General features: G+C 61.3%; 13 protein-coding genes and 3 pseudogenes. 9 read left to right on the top strand and 7 right to left on the bottom strand.

Annotated elements, in window-relative coordinates; translation table 11 throughout:
* The first annotated feature begins 20 nt into the window (after nucleotides 1-20).
* Both JQ558_RS16905 and JQ558_RS16900 read left to right on the top strand, forming a co-directional pair.
* Nucleotides 21-623: a D-sedoheptulose 7-phosphate isomerase gene (locus tag JQ558_RS16905; RefSeq protein ID WP_212294288.1), complete on the top strand. Its 603-nt coding sequence runs from the start codon at nucleotides 21-23 to the stop codon at nucleotides 621-623.
* Entirely contained in the window at nucleotides 620-1162 is a 543-nt protein-coding gene (locus JQ558_RS16900) for an HAD-IIIA family hydrolase (RefSeq protein WP_212212216.1), read from the top strand. The genes JQ558_RS16905 and JQ558_RS16900 overlap by 4 nt, the downstream gene beginning before the upstream one ends.
* Here the strand turns inward: JQ558_RS16900 and JQ558_RS16895 are convergent.
* The gene (locus tag JQ558_RS16895) at nucleotides 1144-2190 is read right to left on the bottom strand and encodes a glycosyltransferase family 4 protein (RefSeq protein ID WP_212294287.1); all 1047 of its coding nucleotides are present in this window, start codon (nucleotides 2188-2190) and stop codon (nucleotides 1144-1146) included. The two genes, JQ558_RS16900 and JQ558_RS16895, sit on opposite strands and share 19 nt — an antisense overlap.
* Before the next feature lie 128 nt (nucleotides 2191-2318).
* Between JQ558_RS16895 and galE the strand changes: the two genes are divergently transcribed.
* The 3 genes from galE to JQ558_RS16880 all read left to right on the top strand — a co-directional run bounded on the left by galE (nucleotide 2319) and on the right by JQ558_RS16880 (nucleotide 6009).
* Nucleotides 2319-3332, top strand: coding sequence for a UDP-glucose 4-epimerase GalE (gene galE, locus JQ558_RS16890; protein ID WP_212212219.1), 1014 nt, complete (start codon nucleotides 2319-2321; stop codon nucleotides 3330-3332).
* Nucleotides 3333-3439: 107 nt separating this feature from the next.
* A complete protein-coding gene (locus JQ558_RS16885) occupies nucleotides 3440-5260 on the top strand; it encodes an ABC transporter ATP-binding protein (RefSeq protein WP_212294286.1) in 1821 nt (606 codons plus the stop codon).
* Nucleotides 5261-5307: 47 nt separating this feature from the next.
* A complete protein-coding gene (locus JQ558_RS16880; RefSeq protein WP_212212223.1) occupies nucleotides 5308-6009 on the top strand; it encodes a fumarylacetoacetate hydrolase family protein in 702 nt (233 codons plus the stop codon).
* Nucleotides 6010-6284: 275 nt separating this feature from the next.
* Here JQ558_RS16880 and JQ558_RS16875 read toward each other — a convergent pair whose 3' ends face one another.
* Nucleotides 6285-7718, bottom strand: a complete 1434-nt coding sequence (locus tag JQ558_RS16875) for an NAD(P)/FAD-dependent oxidoreductase (RefSeq protein ID WP_212294365.1) — start codon at nucleotides 7716-7718, stop codon at nucleotides 6285-6287.
* Between the two features lie 296 nt (nucleotides 7719-8014).
* Here JQ558_RS16875 and JQ558_RS16870 point away from each other — a divergent pair, with 296 nt between their 5' ends.
* The 3 genes and pseudogenes from JQ558_RS16870 to JQ558_RS16860 form a co-directional block, all read left to right on the top strand.
* Complete coding sequence (locus JQ558_RS16870) at nucleotides 8015-8626, top strand: toll/interleukin-1 receptor domain-containing protein (RefSeq protein ID WP_212212231.1); 612 nt, start codon at nucleotides 8015-8017, stop codon at nucleotides 8624-8626.
* Nucleotides 8623-10116, top strand: coding sequence for a KGGVGR-motif variant AAA ATPase (locus JQ558_RS16865; protein ID WP_212212234.1), 1494 nt, complete (start codon nucleotides 8623-8625; stop codon nucleotides 10114-10116). Before JQ558_RS16870 ends, JQ558_RS16865 begins: the two co-directional genes overlap by 4 nt.
* 182 nt (nucleotides 10117-10298) lie before the next feature.
* Nucleotides 10299-10805, top strand: a pseudogene (locus JQ558_RS16860) (IS630 family transposase); the annotation flags it as partial.
* Nucleotides 10806-10896: 91 nt separating this feature from the next.
* Here JQ558_RS16860 and JQ558_RS16855 read toward each other — a convergent pair.
* The 5 genes and pseudogenes from JQ558_RS16855 to JQ558_RS16835 form a co-directional block, all read right to left on the bottom strand.
* Nucleotides 10897-11024 (bottom strand): annotated as a pseudogene (locus JQ558_RS16855) (adenosylhomocysteinase); the annotation flags it as partial.
* A gap of 29 nt (nucleotides 11025-11053) precedes the next feature.
* Nucleotides 11054-11470, bottom strand: a complete 417-nt coding sequence (locus JQ558_RS16850) for a nuclear transport factor 2 family protein (RefSeq protein WP_212294284.1) — start codon at nucleotides 11468-11470, stop codon at nucleotides 11054-11056.
* A gap of 169 nt (nucleotides 11471-11639) precedes the next feature.
* The gene (gene ahcY / locus JQ558_RS16845) at nucleotides 11640-13070 is read right to left on the bottom strand and encodes an adenosylhomocysteinase (protein ID WP_211999007.1); all 1431 of its coding nucleotides are present in this window, start codon (nucleotides 13068-13070) and stop codon (nucleotides 11640-11642) included.
* A 77-nt stretch (nucleotides 13071-13147) separates the two neighbouring features.
* Nucleotides 13148-14410, bottom strand: a complete 1263-nt coding sequence (gene metK / locus JQ558_RS16840; protein WP_212210133.1) for a methionine adenosyltransferase — start codon at nucleotides 14408-14410, stop codon at nucleotides 13148-13150.
* Nucleotides 14411-14470: 60 nt separating this feature from the next.
* Nucleotides 14471-15826 (bottom strand): hypothetical protein, encoded by a 1356-nt coding sequence (locus tag JQ558_RS16835; protein ID WP_212294283.1) that lies wholly within the window; start codon nucleotides 15824-15826, stop codon nucleotides 14471-14473.
* 168 nt (nucleotides 15827-15994) lie between these two features.
* On the opposite strand from JQ558_RS16835, the pseudogene JQ558_RS16830 reads away from it, so the two are divergent.
* Nucleotides 15995-16364: pseudogene (locus tag JQ558_RS16830) on the top strand (tetratricopeptide repeat protein); the annotation flags it as partial.
* Between the last annotated feature and the right edge of the window lie 34 nt (nucleotides 16365-16398).

Genomic DNA, 16398 nt, shown 5'->3' with positions numbered 1-16398 from the left:
TGCAACCCTGACGGTGCATCTTGAACCAGAATTCGAAAGACCTGATCACCGCCCATCTGAAAGAGTCGCTCGTCGCGCTCGAACGCGCCAACAGCGACGCGGCACTGCTGGCCGTCGCGCACGCCATTGCAGCCGCGATCATTTCGGCGCTGCGCGCCGGTAACAAGCTTCTCATCATCGGCAATGGCGGCAGCGCCGGCGATGCCCAGCACATCGCCGCCGAAATCGTCGGCCGCTACAAGAAGGACCGGCCCGGCTACGCGGCGATTGCGCTCACCACAGACACGTCGGCGCTGACCGCAATCGGCAATGATTACGGCTATGAGCAGATTTTCGCCCGCCAGGTCGAAGGCCTCGGCGTGCGCGGCGACGTGCTGCTCGCGCTCACCACGTCGGGCCGCTCGCCGAACATCCTGGCGGCGTTGCGCAAGGCGCGCGAGCGCGGGCTTGTCACGATCGGCTTCACCGGGGGCAAGGGCGCGGCCATGGGCGCGGATTGCGATCATCTGCTGGTGGCGCCGACCGACGACACGCCGGTGGTGCAGCAGATCCATCTCGCCATCGGCCACGGCATCTGCGACGAGATCGAGCAGACCATGATGCGCGAGGCCTCTCCGGAATGAGCGGCACCGACCTCGCCCGCGCGATTCCGAAGCCCGCCGCCTTCCTCGACCGCGACGGCGTCGTCAACCATGACGACGGCTATGTCGGCACGCGGGAACGGATTCGCTGGATGCCGAACGTGGCGAAGGCGATCCGGCGGCTGAACGACGCCGGCTATTTCGTGTTCTTCTTCACCAACCAGGCCGGTATTGCGCGCGGTTATTTCACCGAGGACGAACTCAACGCGCTGCACGACTGGATGCGCGCCGAGCTCGCGGCGCAAGGCGCCGTCATCGACGACATCAGGTACTGCCCGCACCATCCGGAAGGCACCGTCGCCGGCTATCTCGAAAATCATCATTGGCGCAAGCCAAGCCCCGGCATGATCCATGACCTGATGCAGCACTGGCCGGTGCGTCACGCCGGCAGCTTCGTCATCGGCGACCGCCCGACCGACATCGAGGCCGGGCAAGCCGTGGGCCTGCCGGGTTTCCTTTTCGCAGGCGGTGATCTCGACGCTTTTGTGGCCGACGTGATGGCTCAAACCACGGTTCGATAGACGGCCGCGATCGCATTCGCTTCAGCGTCGAGGCTGAACTTCTCCAGTACGCGCGCTCGCGCCCGCACCCCCATCGCCGCCGCCGAGGCGGGATCTTTCATCAATGGCTCCAACGCCGCCACCAAGGCATCAGCGTCGCCGGGCGGCGTCAGTACGCCGGTGACGCCGTCCTCGACCACGAATTCGGCCGCCCCTGCCCGCGACGCCACCAATGCCGCGCCGGACGACATCGCCTCGATCAGCGTCAGCCCAAAACCTTCGTTGCGAGAGGTGAAGGCGTAGATCATCAGCCGCTGATACCAGCGCTGCACTTCCTCGATCTCGATCTCGCCGGTGATGATGATTCGTGACTGCAAACCGGCGGCCTCGATCTGCTTTTTCAGCCCGTTCGCAAAGCCTTGCTGCTCGGGCACAACAGCACCGACGATCACGGCGGTGAAATCCGGAAAGCGTGGCAGCAGCCGGCACATCGCCTCGACAAAGACGTCGCTGCCCTTTTGCGCGCGGACCCGGCCGAAGCAGCCGATCGCATAGCGGCCCGGCAATCCGCTTTGCGCAAACGCAGCCGCGCGATCGGCCGGCGGTGCATAACGATCAGTATCGACGCCGTGCATCACGACCGTCGATTCACGCTTGAGGAAGGAAGCCGAGAGCGCGCTGGTGGCGATGATCGCGTCCATGCGGCGGATCAGCCAGCGCGTCAGCGATTTATGATGCCGCTGCGCCGCTGACGTGAACACAAGTTTCAGCGGCCAGCCGAGCGCGCGCAACAACACGCCGGCAATCATTTCGTCATTGCGCCGCGCGTGCCAGATCAGCGGCGCGGGGCGGCGCCAGAGTTTTGGCAAATCGGCGAAACCCATCCGCGCAATGCCGTCAGGGGCGTGGGAACCGAGCCATGCCGCGCGAAACATTTTTGCCAGTTTCGGCGCCACCATCCGGTTGGTTGCGGTGACGCCGGAATAGCGCCTGTGCAGATTCGGCACGATCAGCTGCAGATCATCGGCTGAATTGTTCTCGATCGGCACGTCCGGCTCCGTTTACATGGGTTCCTATACGCAACATTAAGCATAGTGACCAGTTCGCTCATGCCGAAACCCACTCTTCACCGCGCCCCGGCTAGCATCGGCGGCAACAACTGGGAGAGGGTAAGCCCATGACCGTGCTTGTCACCGGTGGCGCCGGCTATATCGGAAGTCATATGGTTCACGCGCTGGCGGACGCCGGCGAAAGCGTCGTCGTGATCGACAATCTCTCCACCGGATTCTCCGCCTTCCTGCCCGAGGGTGTGCCGCTGTTCATCGGCGACGCCGGCGACGAAAACCTCGTCGAGGGCGTGCTCTCCCAACACGGCGTCGAGAGCATCATCCATTTCGCCGGCTCGGTAGTGGTGCCGGATTCGATGCGCGATCCGCTGGCTTACTACCGCAACAACACCATGACGACGCGCAGCCTGCTGAACGCAGCCGTCAAGGGCGGCGTCAACCGCTTCATCTTTTCATCGACCGCCGCCGTCTATGGCAACCCGGACCAGGTGCCGGTGCCCGAGCATGCGCCGACGCGGCCGCTGTCGCCCTACGGTTCTTCCAAGCTGATGACCGAACTGATGCTGCACGACGTCGCCGCGGCGCATGATCTGAAATATGTCGCGCTGCGTTACTTCAACGTCGCGGGCGCCGATCCGAAGGGACGCGTCGGCCTTGCCACCGTCGGCGCGACGCATCTGCTGAAGATCGCCGTCGAAGCCGCCACCGGACAGCGCGCCAAGATCGACGTGTTCGGGACCGATTATCCGACGCCGGACGGCAGCTGCATCCGCGATTTCATTCACGTCAGCGATCTCGCGCAGGCACACCTCGCCGGGCTGTCGTATCTGCGCAGCGGCGGAAATTCGGTCACGCTGAACTGCGGCTATGGCCGCGGCTATTCGGTGCTGGAGACCATTGAGGCGGTTCGCCGCGTCGCGATGCGCAATTTCGCGGTCCAATACGCGCCGCGCCGGACCGGCGACATCATGACCATGGTCGCCGACACCAGCCGCATCCGCGCCACGCTGGACTGGACGCCGCAATTTGATGATCTCGAGACCATCGCCACCCACGCGCTGGCCTGGGAAGAGCGGCTGTTCCACGAGCGCGGCGGCCTCGGCCGGCAAGCGGAATCGGCGTAAAATCAAGCTGTTATTTGGCTTGAAAAACCGCCATTTAGCGGGCAAGCAGTCACCGTAGCAGCCCTGACACGCAGGTAATTCACGCCTGCGCCGTCAATGGAACGCGGATGACCGAGCTTCCCAAGGAAACACCGAGAAAAATCACTGACGACCCCTATGGAGCGGCGATCCTGATTCGCCGCCTGGTGGCCGAACAGGGCCTCGCCTATTGGCGGCGCTACCTGCTGGCGTTCGCGCTGATGGGGGTTGCGGCAGCGACGACGGCCGGTTCCGCCTATCTGCTCGGCGAAGTCATCAACAAGGCCTATGTCGACAAGGATGTGCGCGGCATTGCGATCCTGTCGCTGGTCACCATCGTCATCTTCACGCTCAAGGGTGCGGCGACCTACGGACACACCGTGATCCTGTCGCAGATCGGCAACGCGATCCTGGCCAACAACCAGCGCCAGCTGTTCGCCAAGCTGATGAGCGAAAACATCGCCTTCTTTTCCGAGCGGCATTCCTCGGAATTTCTGGCGCGGCTGACCGCCGGCGCCACGTCGGTGACACAGGTCCTCAATCTCCTGATCAACGCCATCGGACGCGATCTGCTGTCGCTGATCGCGCTCGTCGTCGTCATGCTGATGACGGATCCGTACATGGCGCTGCTGGGTTTCGGCGTGGCCCCCCCGGCGATGCTGGTGCTGCGCAAGCTCGTCAAGCGCATCAAGGGCCTGGCGCATAACCAGTTCTCCGGCACCGCCGACATCATGGAAACCATGCAGGAATCGCTGCAGGGCATCCGCACCGTGAAAGCGTTCACGCTCGAACAGGCAATGCGCGAGCGGATCGACGCCAGCATTACCGCCGTCGAACGCAACGCCAACAAGATGGCGCGGGTGTCCAGCCGCTCGAGCCCCCTGATGGAAACGCTGGGCGGTTTCGCGATCGCCGCGGGGCTGATGTATGGCGGCTATCGCGTGGTCGCGATGGGCGCTTCGCCGGGCCAGTTCTTTTCGTTCCTGACCGCGTTCCTGCTGGCTTATGAGCCGGCCAAGCGGCTGGCGCGGCTCAATATCGAGTTGAACAGCAATCTGATCGGCGCGCGCAAGCTGCTGGAAATCGTCGACAGCCCGCCCACCGAGCCCGCCGACGACGACAAGCCGGCCCTGAAACTTATCGACGCGCGGGTCGAGTTTCGCGACGTGACCTTCGCCTACCGGCCGAACGAGCCGGTGCTGCGCCGCATGAGCTTCATCGCCGAGCCCGGCAAGACCACCGCTTTGGTCGGCCCGTCCGGCGGCGGCAAATCCACCGTGCTGGCGCTGCTGCTGCGGCTCTACGAGGTGGGCGACGGCGCCATCCTGATCGATGGCCAGGCGATCTCGGGCGTGTCGCGCCATTCGCTGCGCCAGCAGACCGGCTACGTCGGCCAGGACGTCTATCTGTTCCGCGACACCATCGGCGCCAACATCGCCTTCGGCAAGGTCGGCGCCACCAGGGACGAGATCGAGGCCGCCGCCAAGGCCGCCTGTGCCCACGAATTCATCATGGGTTTTCCGCTCGGCTACGACACCCCGGTCGGCGAGCACGGCACGCAACTGTCCGGCGGCCAGCGCCAGCGCATCGCGGTGGCCCGCGCGCTGATCAAGAACGCGCCGATCATCCTGCTGGACGAGGCCACCGCCGCGCTGGATTCGGAATCCGAAAAAGCCGTCCAGGAAGCCATTGAGCATCTGTGCCGGAACCGGACCACGATCGTGATCGCCCACCGCCTGCACACCATCATGCACGCCGACGCCATTCTGGTGGTCGAAGGCGGCGAGATCGTCGAGCGCGGCCAGCATGACGACCTGTTGCGGCGCGGCGGGCGCTACGCCTCGTTCTTCCGCCTGCAACAGCGCGACGCCGGTCACCCCAGTCTGGCGCCGATCAGCGCAAGCGCGTAAAGCTATCCCGCCGTTTCCACTCCAAAACCGTCCAAGAGACCCATTTCATGAACGCCGCATCCTACGTCATTCCCGTTCCGCCGCAGCCTTCGCTTCCCGTCGTCGGAGAGACAAAGTCCTATCCCGTGCGCCGCATCTGGTGCGTCGGGCGCAACTATCTCGAGCACATCCGCGAAATGGGCAATGACGAGCGCGCGCCGCCGTTCTTCTTCGCCAAGCACGCCGACATGCTGGTGGCCGATGGCGCCACCATCCCCTACCCGCCGCTGACCAAGGACCTGCATCACGAGGTCGAACTGGTCGTCGCGATGAAGAGCGGCGGCCTCAATATTCCCACCGAGAAGGCGCTCGACCATGTCTACGGCTACGCCGTCGGCATCGACCTGACCCGCCGCGACCTGCAGATCGCCTCGCGCAAGAAGGAGCGCCCGTGGGAAGTCGGCAAGTCGTTCGACTATTCCGCGCCCTGCTCGGCGCTGCAGCCGGCCTCGAAGATCGGCCATCCCGCGAAGGGCAAGATCTGGCTCACCGTCAACGGCACCGAAACGCAAAAGGGCGATCTGACCGAACTGATCTGGAACGTGCCTGAAATCATCTGGCAGCTCTCGCAGCAGGTCGCGCTCGCCGCCGGCGACATCATCATGACGGGAACGCCGGCCGGCGTCTCCCAGCTCAAGCCGGGCGACAACCTCGAATGCGGCGTCGACGGCGTCGGCACGCTGAAGGTCGCGATCGGGGAGCCGGAATAGGCAGTCGCGAAACGCATACTGCAAAAAGCAGAGCCCCGGATCTGATCCGGGGCTTTTTTCTTTTCCGGGGATGTCTTATGAAGCCGCGAAGCGTCAGGTACGGAAGCACTCTCGCGACTAGACCGCCGTAAGGCCGAACATATCCCAGGCGCTCCAACCGGTGCCATCGAAGGCCCGGACGTACATGGTTTCCGAGCCACCGGCCGTCCCGCCCCTTAGCCAGACGAGGGCACGGATGCGCGAAGTTACGCATGACGGTTTCCGGCGCCATCCCGTCACGAATACTGCATCACCCCGTCGTCGATCTTGCCGTAGCGCAGCGTGACGATATCGAGGGCGTAGTTCTGGTAGAGCCGCCACGGCCGCTTCGAGCCCTGCTTGGGCATCTGCGCGATCGCGCGCTGCACGTAGCCGGAGGAGAAATCCAGCGACGGCAGTTCCGACACCGAAGGATCGAGGTTGTGCGGCACGCACTGCTTGTAGCCGTGCCGGTCCATGTAGTTGATCAGGCGGCAGACATATTCGCAGGTGAGATCGCATTTCAGCGTCCACGACGCGTTGGTGTAGCCGAACGCCGAGGCCATGTTCGGCACGTCCGAATACATCATGCCCTTGTAGTTCAGCGTGCGCGCGAAATCGACTTTCCTGCCGTCGACGCTGACGTCGAGGCCGCCGAGCACCTGCAGGTTAAGCCCGGTCGCGGTGACGATGATGTCGGCTTCGAGTTCGCTGCCGTCCTTCAGCTTGATGCCGCTTTTGGTGAAGGTGTCGATATGATTGGTGACGACCGAAGCGCGCTTGTCCCTGATCGCCCTGAACAGGTCGCCGTCCGGCACCAGGCACAGCCGCTGCTCCCAGGGATTGTAGCGCGGCGTGAAATGCGTACCGATATCGTAGTCGGGGCCGAGCGCCATTTTGACGCCGCCGAGGATCAGCGCTTTGGCGCGGTCGGGTTTGCGCCGGCAGAGCTGGAAGAAATACATGCCGAACAGCACGTTGCGCCAGCGGATCATGTGATAGGCGAGTTTTGCGGACAGATTGCGCCGCAGCTTGTTGGCAAGCGCGTCTTCTGCGGGCCGCGCCACCACATAGGTCGGCGAGCGCTGCAGCATGGTGACGTGGGACGCGGTCTTGGCCATCTCCGGCACCAGCGTTACCGCCGTCGCGCCGGAGCCGATCACCACGACGCGCTTGCCGGCATAGTCGATGTCTTCGGGCCATTTCTGCGGGTGCACGATGCGGCCGGCGAAATCCGCGGTGCCTGCAAATTCCGGCGTGTAGCCTTCCTCGTATTTGTAATAGCCCGAGCACATGAACAGGAAATTGCAGGTGAAGCGCACGGTCTCCGGTCCGCCCTCGCCCGCCTTGCGCTCGGCCTCGACGGTCCAGCGCGCATCCTGCGACGACCACGACGCGCGTTTGACGCGGTGGTTGAAACGGATCATCTTGTCGATGCCATTCTCGAGCGCAGTCTGCCGCACATAGTTGAGAATGTTCGGCCCGTCGGCGATCGCCTTCGGCTCGGTCCAGGGCTTGAACGAATAGCCGAGCGTGAACATGTCGCTGTCGGAGCGGACGCCGGGATAGCGAAACAGATCCCATGTGCCGCCGATGCAGTCGCGGCCCTCGAGGATGGCGTAGCTCTTGCCGGGGCACTTCTGCTGCAGGTGATAGCCCGCGCCGATGCCCGAGAGACCCGCCCCGACGATGAGGACGTCGAAATGTTCGGTGGGTGGGTTCGTTCCATGAGGCGATTAGCGCCCAAGCAGGAGGAAAATCAACCGGTAAAACAGGGATCGAAACACTCCTGGAATGATCCCGGCGTCCCGTTTTCGGGGTAGCGCGGGCTGCGGCGCTCGTGCTTTTGGGGGAGCGCAAGCGCTTGGGTCCGATCGACCTTCGGTTGCTATCGCGAAAATGGTTGTAAAATTCACGCCCATAAGCTGAGATCGGCCGAACTTGGTGCTAGGATCTGTCCCCTCACGGCCGCAATGCGGATAGGACGATGACGTACAAGTACGACATTTTTATCAGCTATAAGCGTCACCCTGAGACGCTGGGCTGGATCAAGAAACATTTCGAACCGCTGCTCGGGCACAGGGTAGGACTTGCCCTCGGCAATGAACCGACGATCTTCGTTCACGAGATAAACCAACAGGTCTCGGCTGGAGAGCTTTGGCCACAATCGCTCGGCGATGCCTTGGGAGTCTCAAAGGTGCTGGTGGCATTGTGGACAAAGACTTTTTTCAACAGCGTGTGGTGCGCAAAGGAAATGAGCCATATGCTCGGTCGGCAAGGCCGCGCCAAAGGGATTACATATGGCTTGGTAATTCCCGCAATCATTCACGACGGGGAAGACTTTCCAAAGGAACTGAAGTTCATTCAGAGCATGGACATTCGGTCCTGCTACAATACCCGCATGCGGGAAGACAGTCCCAAGGCCGAGGAATTGAGCGACCTCATTGACGTTCACTCGGTGGGTATTGCGAAAGCAATTCAGCAGGCCCCAAACTGGCAGTCGAAATGGTCGCAAGCAGCATCGGACGCTTTTTTCCGCGAGTTCTATAAAGCGGACACGCCCGCTCAAACTGCCCTGCCAAAGTTTCAACCCAAATGAGCCGGATCGTCACATTCTACTCTTATAAGGGCGGTGTCGGCAGAAGCATGGCACTCGCGAATGTCGCCGTCTTGCTGGCGCGCCAAGGCAAAAAAGTATTGATGGTCGACTGGGACCTCGAGGCGCCAGGGCTTGAGAATTACTTCTTCTATTTTAAAAACGAAGTTGGGGGACCCGGACTGTTGGCGCTGCTGATTGATGCCGGCAAAGGCACTGAGGTTGACTATAGGAACTATTTGTCACCGATAGTCGCCGAGGGAATAACGCTTTATTTGCTGGCCAGCGGTCGCGCTACTGATGACAATTATTCTGCAAATCTTGAAAGTTTTGATTGGCAGTCATTCTTCGCCAACGGGGGCGGTAATTTTCTGGAATCCTTGCGTAGCAAATGGCTGAACGACTTTGACGTAGTTATGATAGACAGCCGCACCGGTCTCAGCGACTCTGGTGGCATCTGCACAATTCAGTTGCCCGATATCTTGGTCGGAATGTTCACGGCAAACCACCAGAGTTTGTACGGCGTACGCGACGTTATGAGACTTGCCCAGCGCGCCCGCCAATCCCTAGCTTATGATCGATCACAGCTCAGTATCATCCCCCTTGGCTCACGATTCGCAAACGATTTTCGCGAATCCAAAGATTGGGTTGAGCGGGCGTCAGGGGCGATGAGCGAATTTTATTCCGATTGGCTACCACGGGGCGCGAATATACACGGCGTAACTGATCAGCTGAAAATCCCACACGTAGATTATTTTGCATACGGAGAGAAACTCGCAGTCATCGAACAGGGGACATCGGACCCTCAAGGAATGGGCTTTACCTACCTGAAGGTAGCAAATCTATTAGCTCACAATTTGGGGAATGCAGAAGAGGTATTCCAGCTAGGCGTTTCACCTCAAACTCCGAATGCCCCGGATCGCCGCCCCCTCGAGTCAACTAATATTCGCGCCGCCAGCTACGACCTTTACGTAAGCTATAAACGGGACAGCGTATTGGACGATTGGCTGCGTCCGTTTCTGAAACATCTCGATAATGCAATCTCTTTGAGAATTGGGCGACCCGCCCGAATCTTTTTCGACTACCGGGAAATTGAACTTGGCGAAAATTTCGCCGATCAGACGTTCGCAGCGCTTGCGAAGAGCAAGCTCCTATTGGCGATAGTTACGCCCTCCTATTGGGCGTCGAGCTGGAACTTGGCCGAATGGGAGACCTTTGAGCGACGGGAACGGACAGGGGCCTCTTCTCACTCCCTTATCTTGCCGCTGCTTAGCTCTCCCACCAGTCTACCGGCCCGTGCATCGAACCGCGTTGGTTATGATATCAGCAAATTTCTCTCCAACAAAACAACCGAAATGAATTTTGATCTCGTAAAATTTACCGACAGCTTAGCAATCGAGATCGTCAAAGCCCTCGATGCAATCCCCGACTTTGACAACGCCGATGTGGTCTCTCCCGGCGAAGTCAAGGTGAGCAGAATTTCTCAGAGCTAGTCCAATAACGGACTAGAACGTTTTCCAGCGAAGTGGACACCGGCTCGCGTCAAGAAAACGCGTCAAATCAAGAATCTAGTGTCCCGAATCTGAAGTTCAGCGGACTCGAAATCGACTCGAAGATGGCGGACCCTCCGCATTTTGGGGAGGGTTGGCTATGGGTCGACGCTTTGCTCCGCTCGATGCGACCTGGTCAGGCGGCGCGCCGCAGTCACGACTACAAGCGACATGGCGTCACCTCGTTATTTGCCGCCCTCGACATCGCAACAGGCCGGGTCATCGGCAAGTGCTATGGACGCCATCGCGCTAAAGAGTTCCGCAAATTTCTCGATGAGATCGAAGCCGCTGTTCCAGACGATCTGGACGTCCACCTCGTCATGGACAATTACGCAACCCACAAGACGCTGTTGATCCGCAACTGGCTGGCAAAGAGGCCGCGCTGGCACGTGCATCTGACGCCAACAAGTTCGTCCTGGCTCAATCAGGTCGAACGCTTCTTTGCCCTCATCACAGAGCGCAAAATCAGGCGCGGCATCTATCGCAGCGTGGCGGCGCTACGTGCCGAGATTACGTCCTTCATCGAACATCACAACGCAGACCCAAGGCCGTTCCAGTGGACCAAATCAGCCGACGACATTCTCCGCTCAATCGAACGCATCTGCGCTTACAACTCGCCTGCGAAGGTCTAAAATGCCACGAACTTTTGGTTCAGGACGCTAGAGCCCCGTTCCGATTCAATCGGAACGGGGCTCTGGTTGATGCGCGCCGATCCGGCGGCGATCAATACCGGTAGTGGTCCGCCTTGAACGGGCTTTCCGGCTTGATGCCGATGTACTCGGCCTGGTCGGGCGCAGTTCGGTCAGCTTGACGCCGATCCTGACAAGATGCAGCCTGGCCACCTTCTCGTCCGGGGCAGCACGCCAAGTTGCAACCGGCTTCAGGTCGCCGCAGCGGCAACGTGCGCAGTATCGAAATATTCGTAGAATTCGACCGCCTTGCCGTCCCGAAAGCGCCAGAAATCGACCTTGGGCGTGTCCGCAACCTTCCCGGTTTTCTTGTTGGTCCAGGCGCACGAGCCGCGCGCGAACACGGCATCGCCCTGCGCAACGTATTCGTCGATCGTGTAGCGGATCATCTCCCAATCGGCCAGGAGCTGGCTGAAATAACCCTGCAACACCTCACGGCCGTTATATTGCCTTGCAAACTCCAGCGGCGCCGCGCCGCGGGGAATCGAATCCCAATTGATGCTTGGATCGCAAATGCTCAACAGTTGCTCGACGCTGCCGCCTTTGCTCTCGTGCCACTGGCGATAGGCGTCCTTCAAAATCGCGACGTTGGCTGCTTCGTTTGACATGATTTTCCCTCCGCAATGTTTTCGGCCTCTGAAAAGAAAGTCTGGAGAGTGGGCCGCCCGCTTCCACAGTGGCGGGCTTGTTATGCTTCTACCTCAGATCGTAGCAGGGGTCGTGCCATGAAAAAAGCCCCGGATCGCTCCGGGGCTTTTTGTCGCGTATGCGGTTGGATCAATACCGGTAGTGGTCCGCCTTGAACGGGCCTTCCGGCTTGACACCGATGTACTCGGCCTGGTCGGGGCGCAGTTCGGTCAGCTTGACGCCGATCTTGGCGAGATGCAGCCGGGCCACCTTCTCGTCCAGCGACTTCGGCAGCACGTAGACTTCCTTCTTGTACTTGCCGTCCTTGTTGTTGGCGAACAGTTCGATCTGCGCCAGCGTCTGGTTGGTGAAGGAGGCCGACATCACGAAGCTCGGATGGCCCATGGCGTTGCCGAGGTTCACCAGGCGGCCTTCCGACAGCAGGATGATGCGGTGGTTGTCGGGGAAGGTGATCTCGTCAACCTGCGGCTTGATGTTGTCCCACTTCAGGTTCTTCAGACCCGCGATCTGGATCTCGTTGTCGAAGTGGCCGATGTTGCAGACGATGGCGCGATCCTTCATCGCGCGCATGTGCTCGATGGTGATGATGTCCTTGTTGCCGGTGGCGGTGACGAAGATGTCGGCGCGGGGTGCCGCGTCTTCCATGGTCACGACCTCGTAGCCCTCCATCGCCGCCTGCAGTGCGCAGATCGGATCGACTTCCGACACCATGACTCGGCAGCCGGCCTGGCGCAGCGACGCCGCCGAGCCCTTGCCGACGTCGCCGAAGCCCGCGACCATCGCAATCTTGCCGGACATCATGACGTCGGTGCCGCGGCGGATGCCGTCGACCAGCGATTCACGGCAACCATAGAGGTTGTCGAACTTCGATTTGGTCACGCTGTCGTTGACGTTGATCGCCGGCCACAACAGCGTACCGGCCTTCTGCATGTCATAGAGACGATGCACGCCCGTGGTGGTCTCTTCGGAAACGCCCTTGATGCTCTTGGCAATCTCGGCGAAATAGCCCTTCGGCTTTTCCTTGAGCTGCTTCTTCAGCAGCGCGAAGAAGACTTCTTCTTCTTCCGAACCCGGCTTGTCCAGGAACTTGGTGTCGCCGTTCTCGGCACGCAGACCGAGATGGACGTACATAGTGGCGTCGCCGCCGTCGTCAAGGATCATGTTCGGGTGACCGCCACCGTGCCAGTCGAACAGCTTGGCGGTGTAATCCCAGTATTCGGTAAGGCTCTCGCCCTTGACGGCAAACACCGGAATGCCGGCGGCTGCGATCGCCGCCGCCGCGTGGTCCTGCGTCGAATAGATGTTGCAGGAGACCCAGCGGATGTCGGCGCCGAGTGCGGCCAGCGTCTCGATCAGCACGCCGGTCTGGATCGTCATGTGCAGGGAGCCCGCGATGCGCGCGCCCTTAAGTGGCTGCTTCGGGCCGTATTCTTCGCGCGTCGCCATCAGGCCGGGCATTTCGGTCTCGGCCAGCGAGAGCTCCTTGCGGCCGAAGTCGGCGAGCGAGATGTCCTTGACGATATAGTCGGTAAAGGCAGGCTTCTTGGCGGCGGCGGTCATGTGTTGATCCCTTGAAAAAGCTTATTCCGAAAAGCGCGAAAGGCTTTCCGGAATAAGCAGGACGATTACGGAGAAAATCAGAACGCGCCCTTCAGCGCGGACACCAGATCGGTTTTTTCCCAGGAGAAGCCGCCATCCTTTTCCGGCGCGCGGCCGAAATGGCCGTAGGAAGCGGTGCGGCGATAGATCGGCCGGTTCAGCTTCAGCGTGCGGCGGATGTTGGTCGGGGTCAGCCGGAACAGTTGCGGCAGCACCTTTTCGAGCTTCTTTTCATCGACCTTGCCGGTGCCGTGGGTTTCCACCAGCAGCGACATCGGATCGGCGACGCCGATCGCATAGGCGACCTGGATGGTGCAGCGATCGGCAAAGCCGGCCGCGACAACGTTCTTGGCGAGGTAGCGCGCGGCATAGGCAGCGGAACGATCGACCTTGGTCGGATCCTTGCCGGAGAAGGCGCCGCCGCCATGCGGCGCGTAGCCGCCATAGGTGTCGACGATGATCTTGCGGCCGGTCAGGCCGCAATCGCCGTCGGGACCGCCGACCACGAAGTTGCCGGTCGGGTTGACCAGGAAGTCGGAGGACTTCTGCGGCATCCAGCCCTTCGGCAGCGCCGACTCGACTTCATGCGCGATCATGTCCTTGATCAGGCCGGGCGAATACTTCTTGCCGTTGCGGCTCTTCTCGTTGTGCTGGGTCGAGACCACGACCTTGGTGCAGCCGACCGCTTTGCCTTCGACATACTTCACCGTGACCTGGCTCTTGGCGTCGGGCTGCAGGTCGAACAGCTGACCGCTGCGGCGCTTGTCGGACAGCACTTTCAGGATGCGGTGCGCGAAGAAAATCGGCGCGGGCATGAAGCTGCCCTTTTCGTAGATTTCGCTCTCGTTGCAGGCATAGCCGAACATCATGCCCTGGTCGCCGGCGCCTTCTTCTTCGCCGCTCTTCTTTTTCTTGGCATCGACGCCCATCGCGATGTCGGGCGACTGGCCATGCAGCAGCACCTCAATGTCGGCGCCGTGATAGGAGAAGCCGTTCTGGTCGTAGCCGATGTCCTTGACCACGCCGCGGGCGATCTCGGAGATCAGTTCGCGATCGACCACCGAGACGCCGTGGATGTCGCGGAACAACTGGCCACGGCCCTCGCCCGCAATCACGATCTTGTTGGTCGTGCACAGCGTCTCGCAGCCGAGACGGGTATTGACCGCACTGTCGTCGGCAATACCGAGCTTGACGTCCTTCTCGAGGAAGGCATCAAGGATCGCATCGGAGATTTGATCCGAAACCTTGTCCGGATGGCCTTCGGAAACCGACTCGCTGGTGAACAGATAAGACGCGCGCATCAACAACCCCTTGTTTCCGCCTGATGTCGGCGGGCTCTCTTTGTCATTTATCCCGGAATGTCAGTCGCGACGGCGCGAAATGACGTAGGATTCGTCGTAAAACCAAAGCCCATTATGCTTGCGCAGAACTTCTCTGGTGGCATCGAGGGTTCGGCCGTTTTCGGTCATTTCCGTCAACCGTTCATCTTCGATCTGGGCGACATACACTGCCGCGTTCCACGCTGCAAAGGCCGTCGAGGTTCCGATCGAGCCGGTGACCTCGTTGGGCAGCGCTTCCATATCATAACGGAAGATGGAACGGTTATCGGCGTAGGCATTAAAATTGAGGTCGCGCCCGGCTGACCCCAGCTCGTATTTCACGGTGCGCAATAGCTCATGACGGCTCACCGCGAAAGGATTTTCTCCGGGCCACACCGCCTGGATGATTTCCAGCCCCGGATCCTGCCCGTGGGAGTGAATTCCGATCAACCGGCCACCGGCCCGCAGCGCCCGCGCCAGCGGCGCGATGATCCGCTTGGCGCGGAAATTCACAGAGGATTTGGCCCGGTATGGCTGGGATGCAATGACGAGGTCGAAATTGGCCTCGGTTCGGCCCGCCCGGGGGATGATCGAATCAAGCAGGAACCGGTGGTCCTCCCGGTAAACCACCAGCGCCACTGGCCGTTCATAGATCGGCATGCCCGATGTGGGGCTGACATTGGCCCGCCAGTTCTGCTCAAGAAATGGGCCTAATGCGGCGATCTGGGTCTCGAACTCGCCCGACGAGGCCCCCTGCAAGGCCACCTCGTGCCAGATCATGCCCGCGGCCGCCGCAGGCGAAGCCGGCGTCAGCCAGGGCGCCTCGGCGTAGTACATGTTGGTGAGCACAAAAACGGTCGCGGGATGCTCGAACAGCCGGTCCGGGACCTTGTCGAGCGTCAGTCGGACGTCCTCCAGGCTGAGCTCCTTGCCGGCGATATAGAACGGCATATGGGGGAAGCGGCCGTGCATCGAGCGCATCACCCGCGCCAGCACCGTGCCGTCGCCGACGCCGGCATCGAACACCCGCAGCGCCGGCGGCCGCGGATGCAGGCTCGACAGCTCCAGCGCCACCCGGTCCGCGATCACCCGCTTTTCGCTGCAGGTATGGACGAACAACAGATACTTCTGCCGGTTCTCGAAGAAGCGGAAATTGCCCCTGGGGTCGCGCTTCTCGGGCGGCACTTCGATCCCGCGCGGCGGCGGCAGCCCGCCCGGCGTGGAAGCGGCGATGTAGGCCAGGATCCGGTCCAGCGTGTCGATTGTGATGCGCTTGCCCTCGCGCAGGCGATGCACCAGCTTGCCGTCATTGACGGCCCGGCGGCCAAACGTCGTCTCCGCCATGTCGGCCTGGCGGCAGAACTCCGATATCTGGCTTAGAATCTTGTCGTTTTTCATCGGGTGGCGGTTTGGGACGAAGCGGTGGGCAACGGCAGGTGACCGGGACGTCCTACCACCATCTGCCCACCGGGGAAAGGTGCACTTCCGGGCCGGCCGGCATGAACCGCCATCCCGGATTTCGCCACCAAGACATGGATGCAACCCGTTGATGATGAGGACCAATTGATGCGCCGCGCGATCCTGACGCTGACCTTGCTCGCAGCCGCCCTGTGGTCGGCGCCCTCCCTCGCCCAGTCCCGCAAACAACTCGGGCCGCTCTGCACCACCGACACCACACCGGCCGATCAGATCATCGATGCCTCAACAAGATCATCGCGCTGAAGGTGTTGTCCGGCGAGAAACTCGCGGGGATCTATTTCTGGCGCGCGGTCGGCTGGAACAAGAAGGGCGACTACCTCAAGGTCATCGCCACGCCAGCGAGGCGCTCAGGCTCAAGCCTGATATCGCGATCTACAATCTGCGCGGCTCGGCCTATTACGACAAGGGCGAATACGATATCGCGATCTCGGACTTCAACGACGCGCTGCGGCTGGGGCTAGCGCACATCCCGGATCAGGCTGCACCACGCG

Origin of the sequence: Bradyrhizobium sp. AUGA SZCCT0160 (assembly GCF_018130105.1) — a bacterium.
Taxonomy (GTDB): domain Bacteria; phylum Pseudomonadota; class Alphaproteobacteria; order Rhizobiales; family Xanthobacteraceae; genus Bradyrhizobium.
Note: the sequence above shows the minus strand (reverse complement) of the source record. Positions and strands in the feature narration are given on the sequence as shown.

Bases quoted from the DNA above. Each gene is read 5' to 3' on its own strand.
- JQ558_RS16870 (WP_212212231.1), top strand. From the start codon at position 8,015: ATGACGTACAAGTACGACATTTTTATCAGCTATAAGCGTCACCCTGAG.
- ahcY (WP_211999007.1), bottom strand. From the start codon at position 13,070: ATGACCGCCGCCGCCAAGAAGCCTGCCTTTACCGACTATATCGTCAAG.
- JQ558_RS16850 (WP_212294284.1), bottom strand. From the start codon at position 11,470: ATGTCAAACGAAGCAGCCAACGTCGCGATTTTGAAGGACGCCTATCGC.
- JQ558_RS16885 (WP_212294286.1), top strand. From the start codon at position 3,440: ATGACCGAGCTTCCCAAGGAAACACCGAGAAAAATCACTGACGACCCC.
- JQ558_RS16835 (WP_212294283.1), bottom strand. From the start codon at position 15,826: ATGAAAAACGACAAGATTCTAAGCCAGATATCGGAGTTCTGCCGCCAG.
- JQ558_RS16865 (WP_212212234.1), top strand. From the start codon at position 8,623: ATGAGCCGGATCGTCACATTCTACTCTTATAAGGGCGGTGTCGGCAGA.
- galE (WP_212212219.1), top strand. From the start codon at position 2,319: ATGACCGTGCTTGTCACCGGTGGCGCCGGCTATATCGGAAGTCATATG.
- JQ558_RS16880 (WP_212212223.1), top strand. From the start codon at position 5,308: ATGAACGCCGCATCCTACGTCATTCCCGTTCCGCCGCAGCCTTCGCTT.
- JQ558_RS16900 (WP_212212216.1), top strand. From the start codon at position 620: ATGAGCGGCACCGACCTCGCCCGCGCGATTCCGAAGCCCGCCGCCTTC.
- metK (WP_212210133.1), bottom strand. From the start codon at position 14,410: ATGCGCGCGTCTTATCTGTTCACCAGCGAGTCGGTTTCCGAAGGCCAT.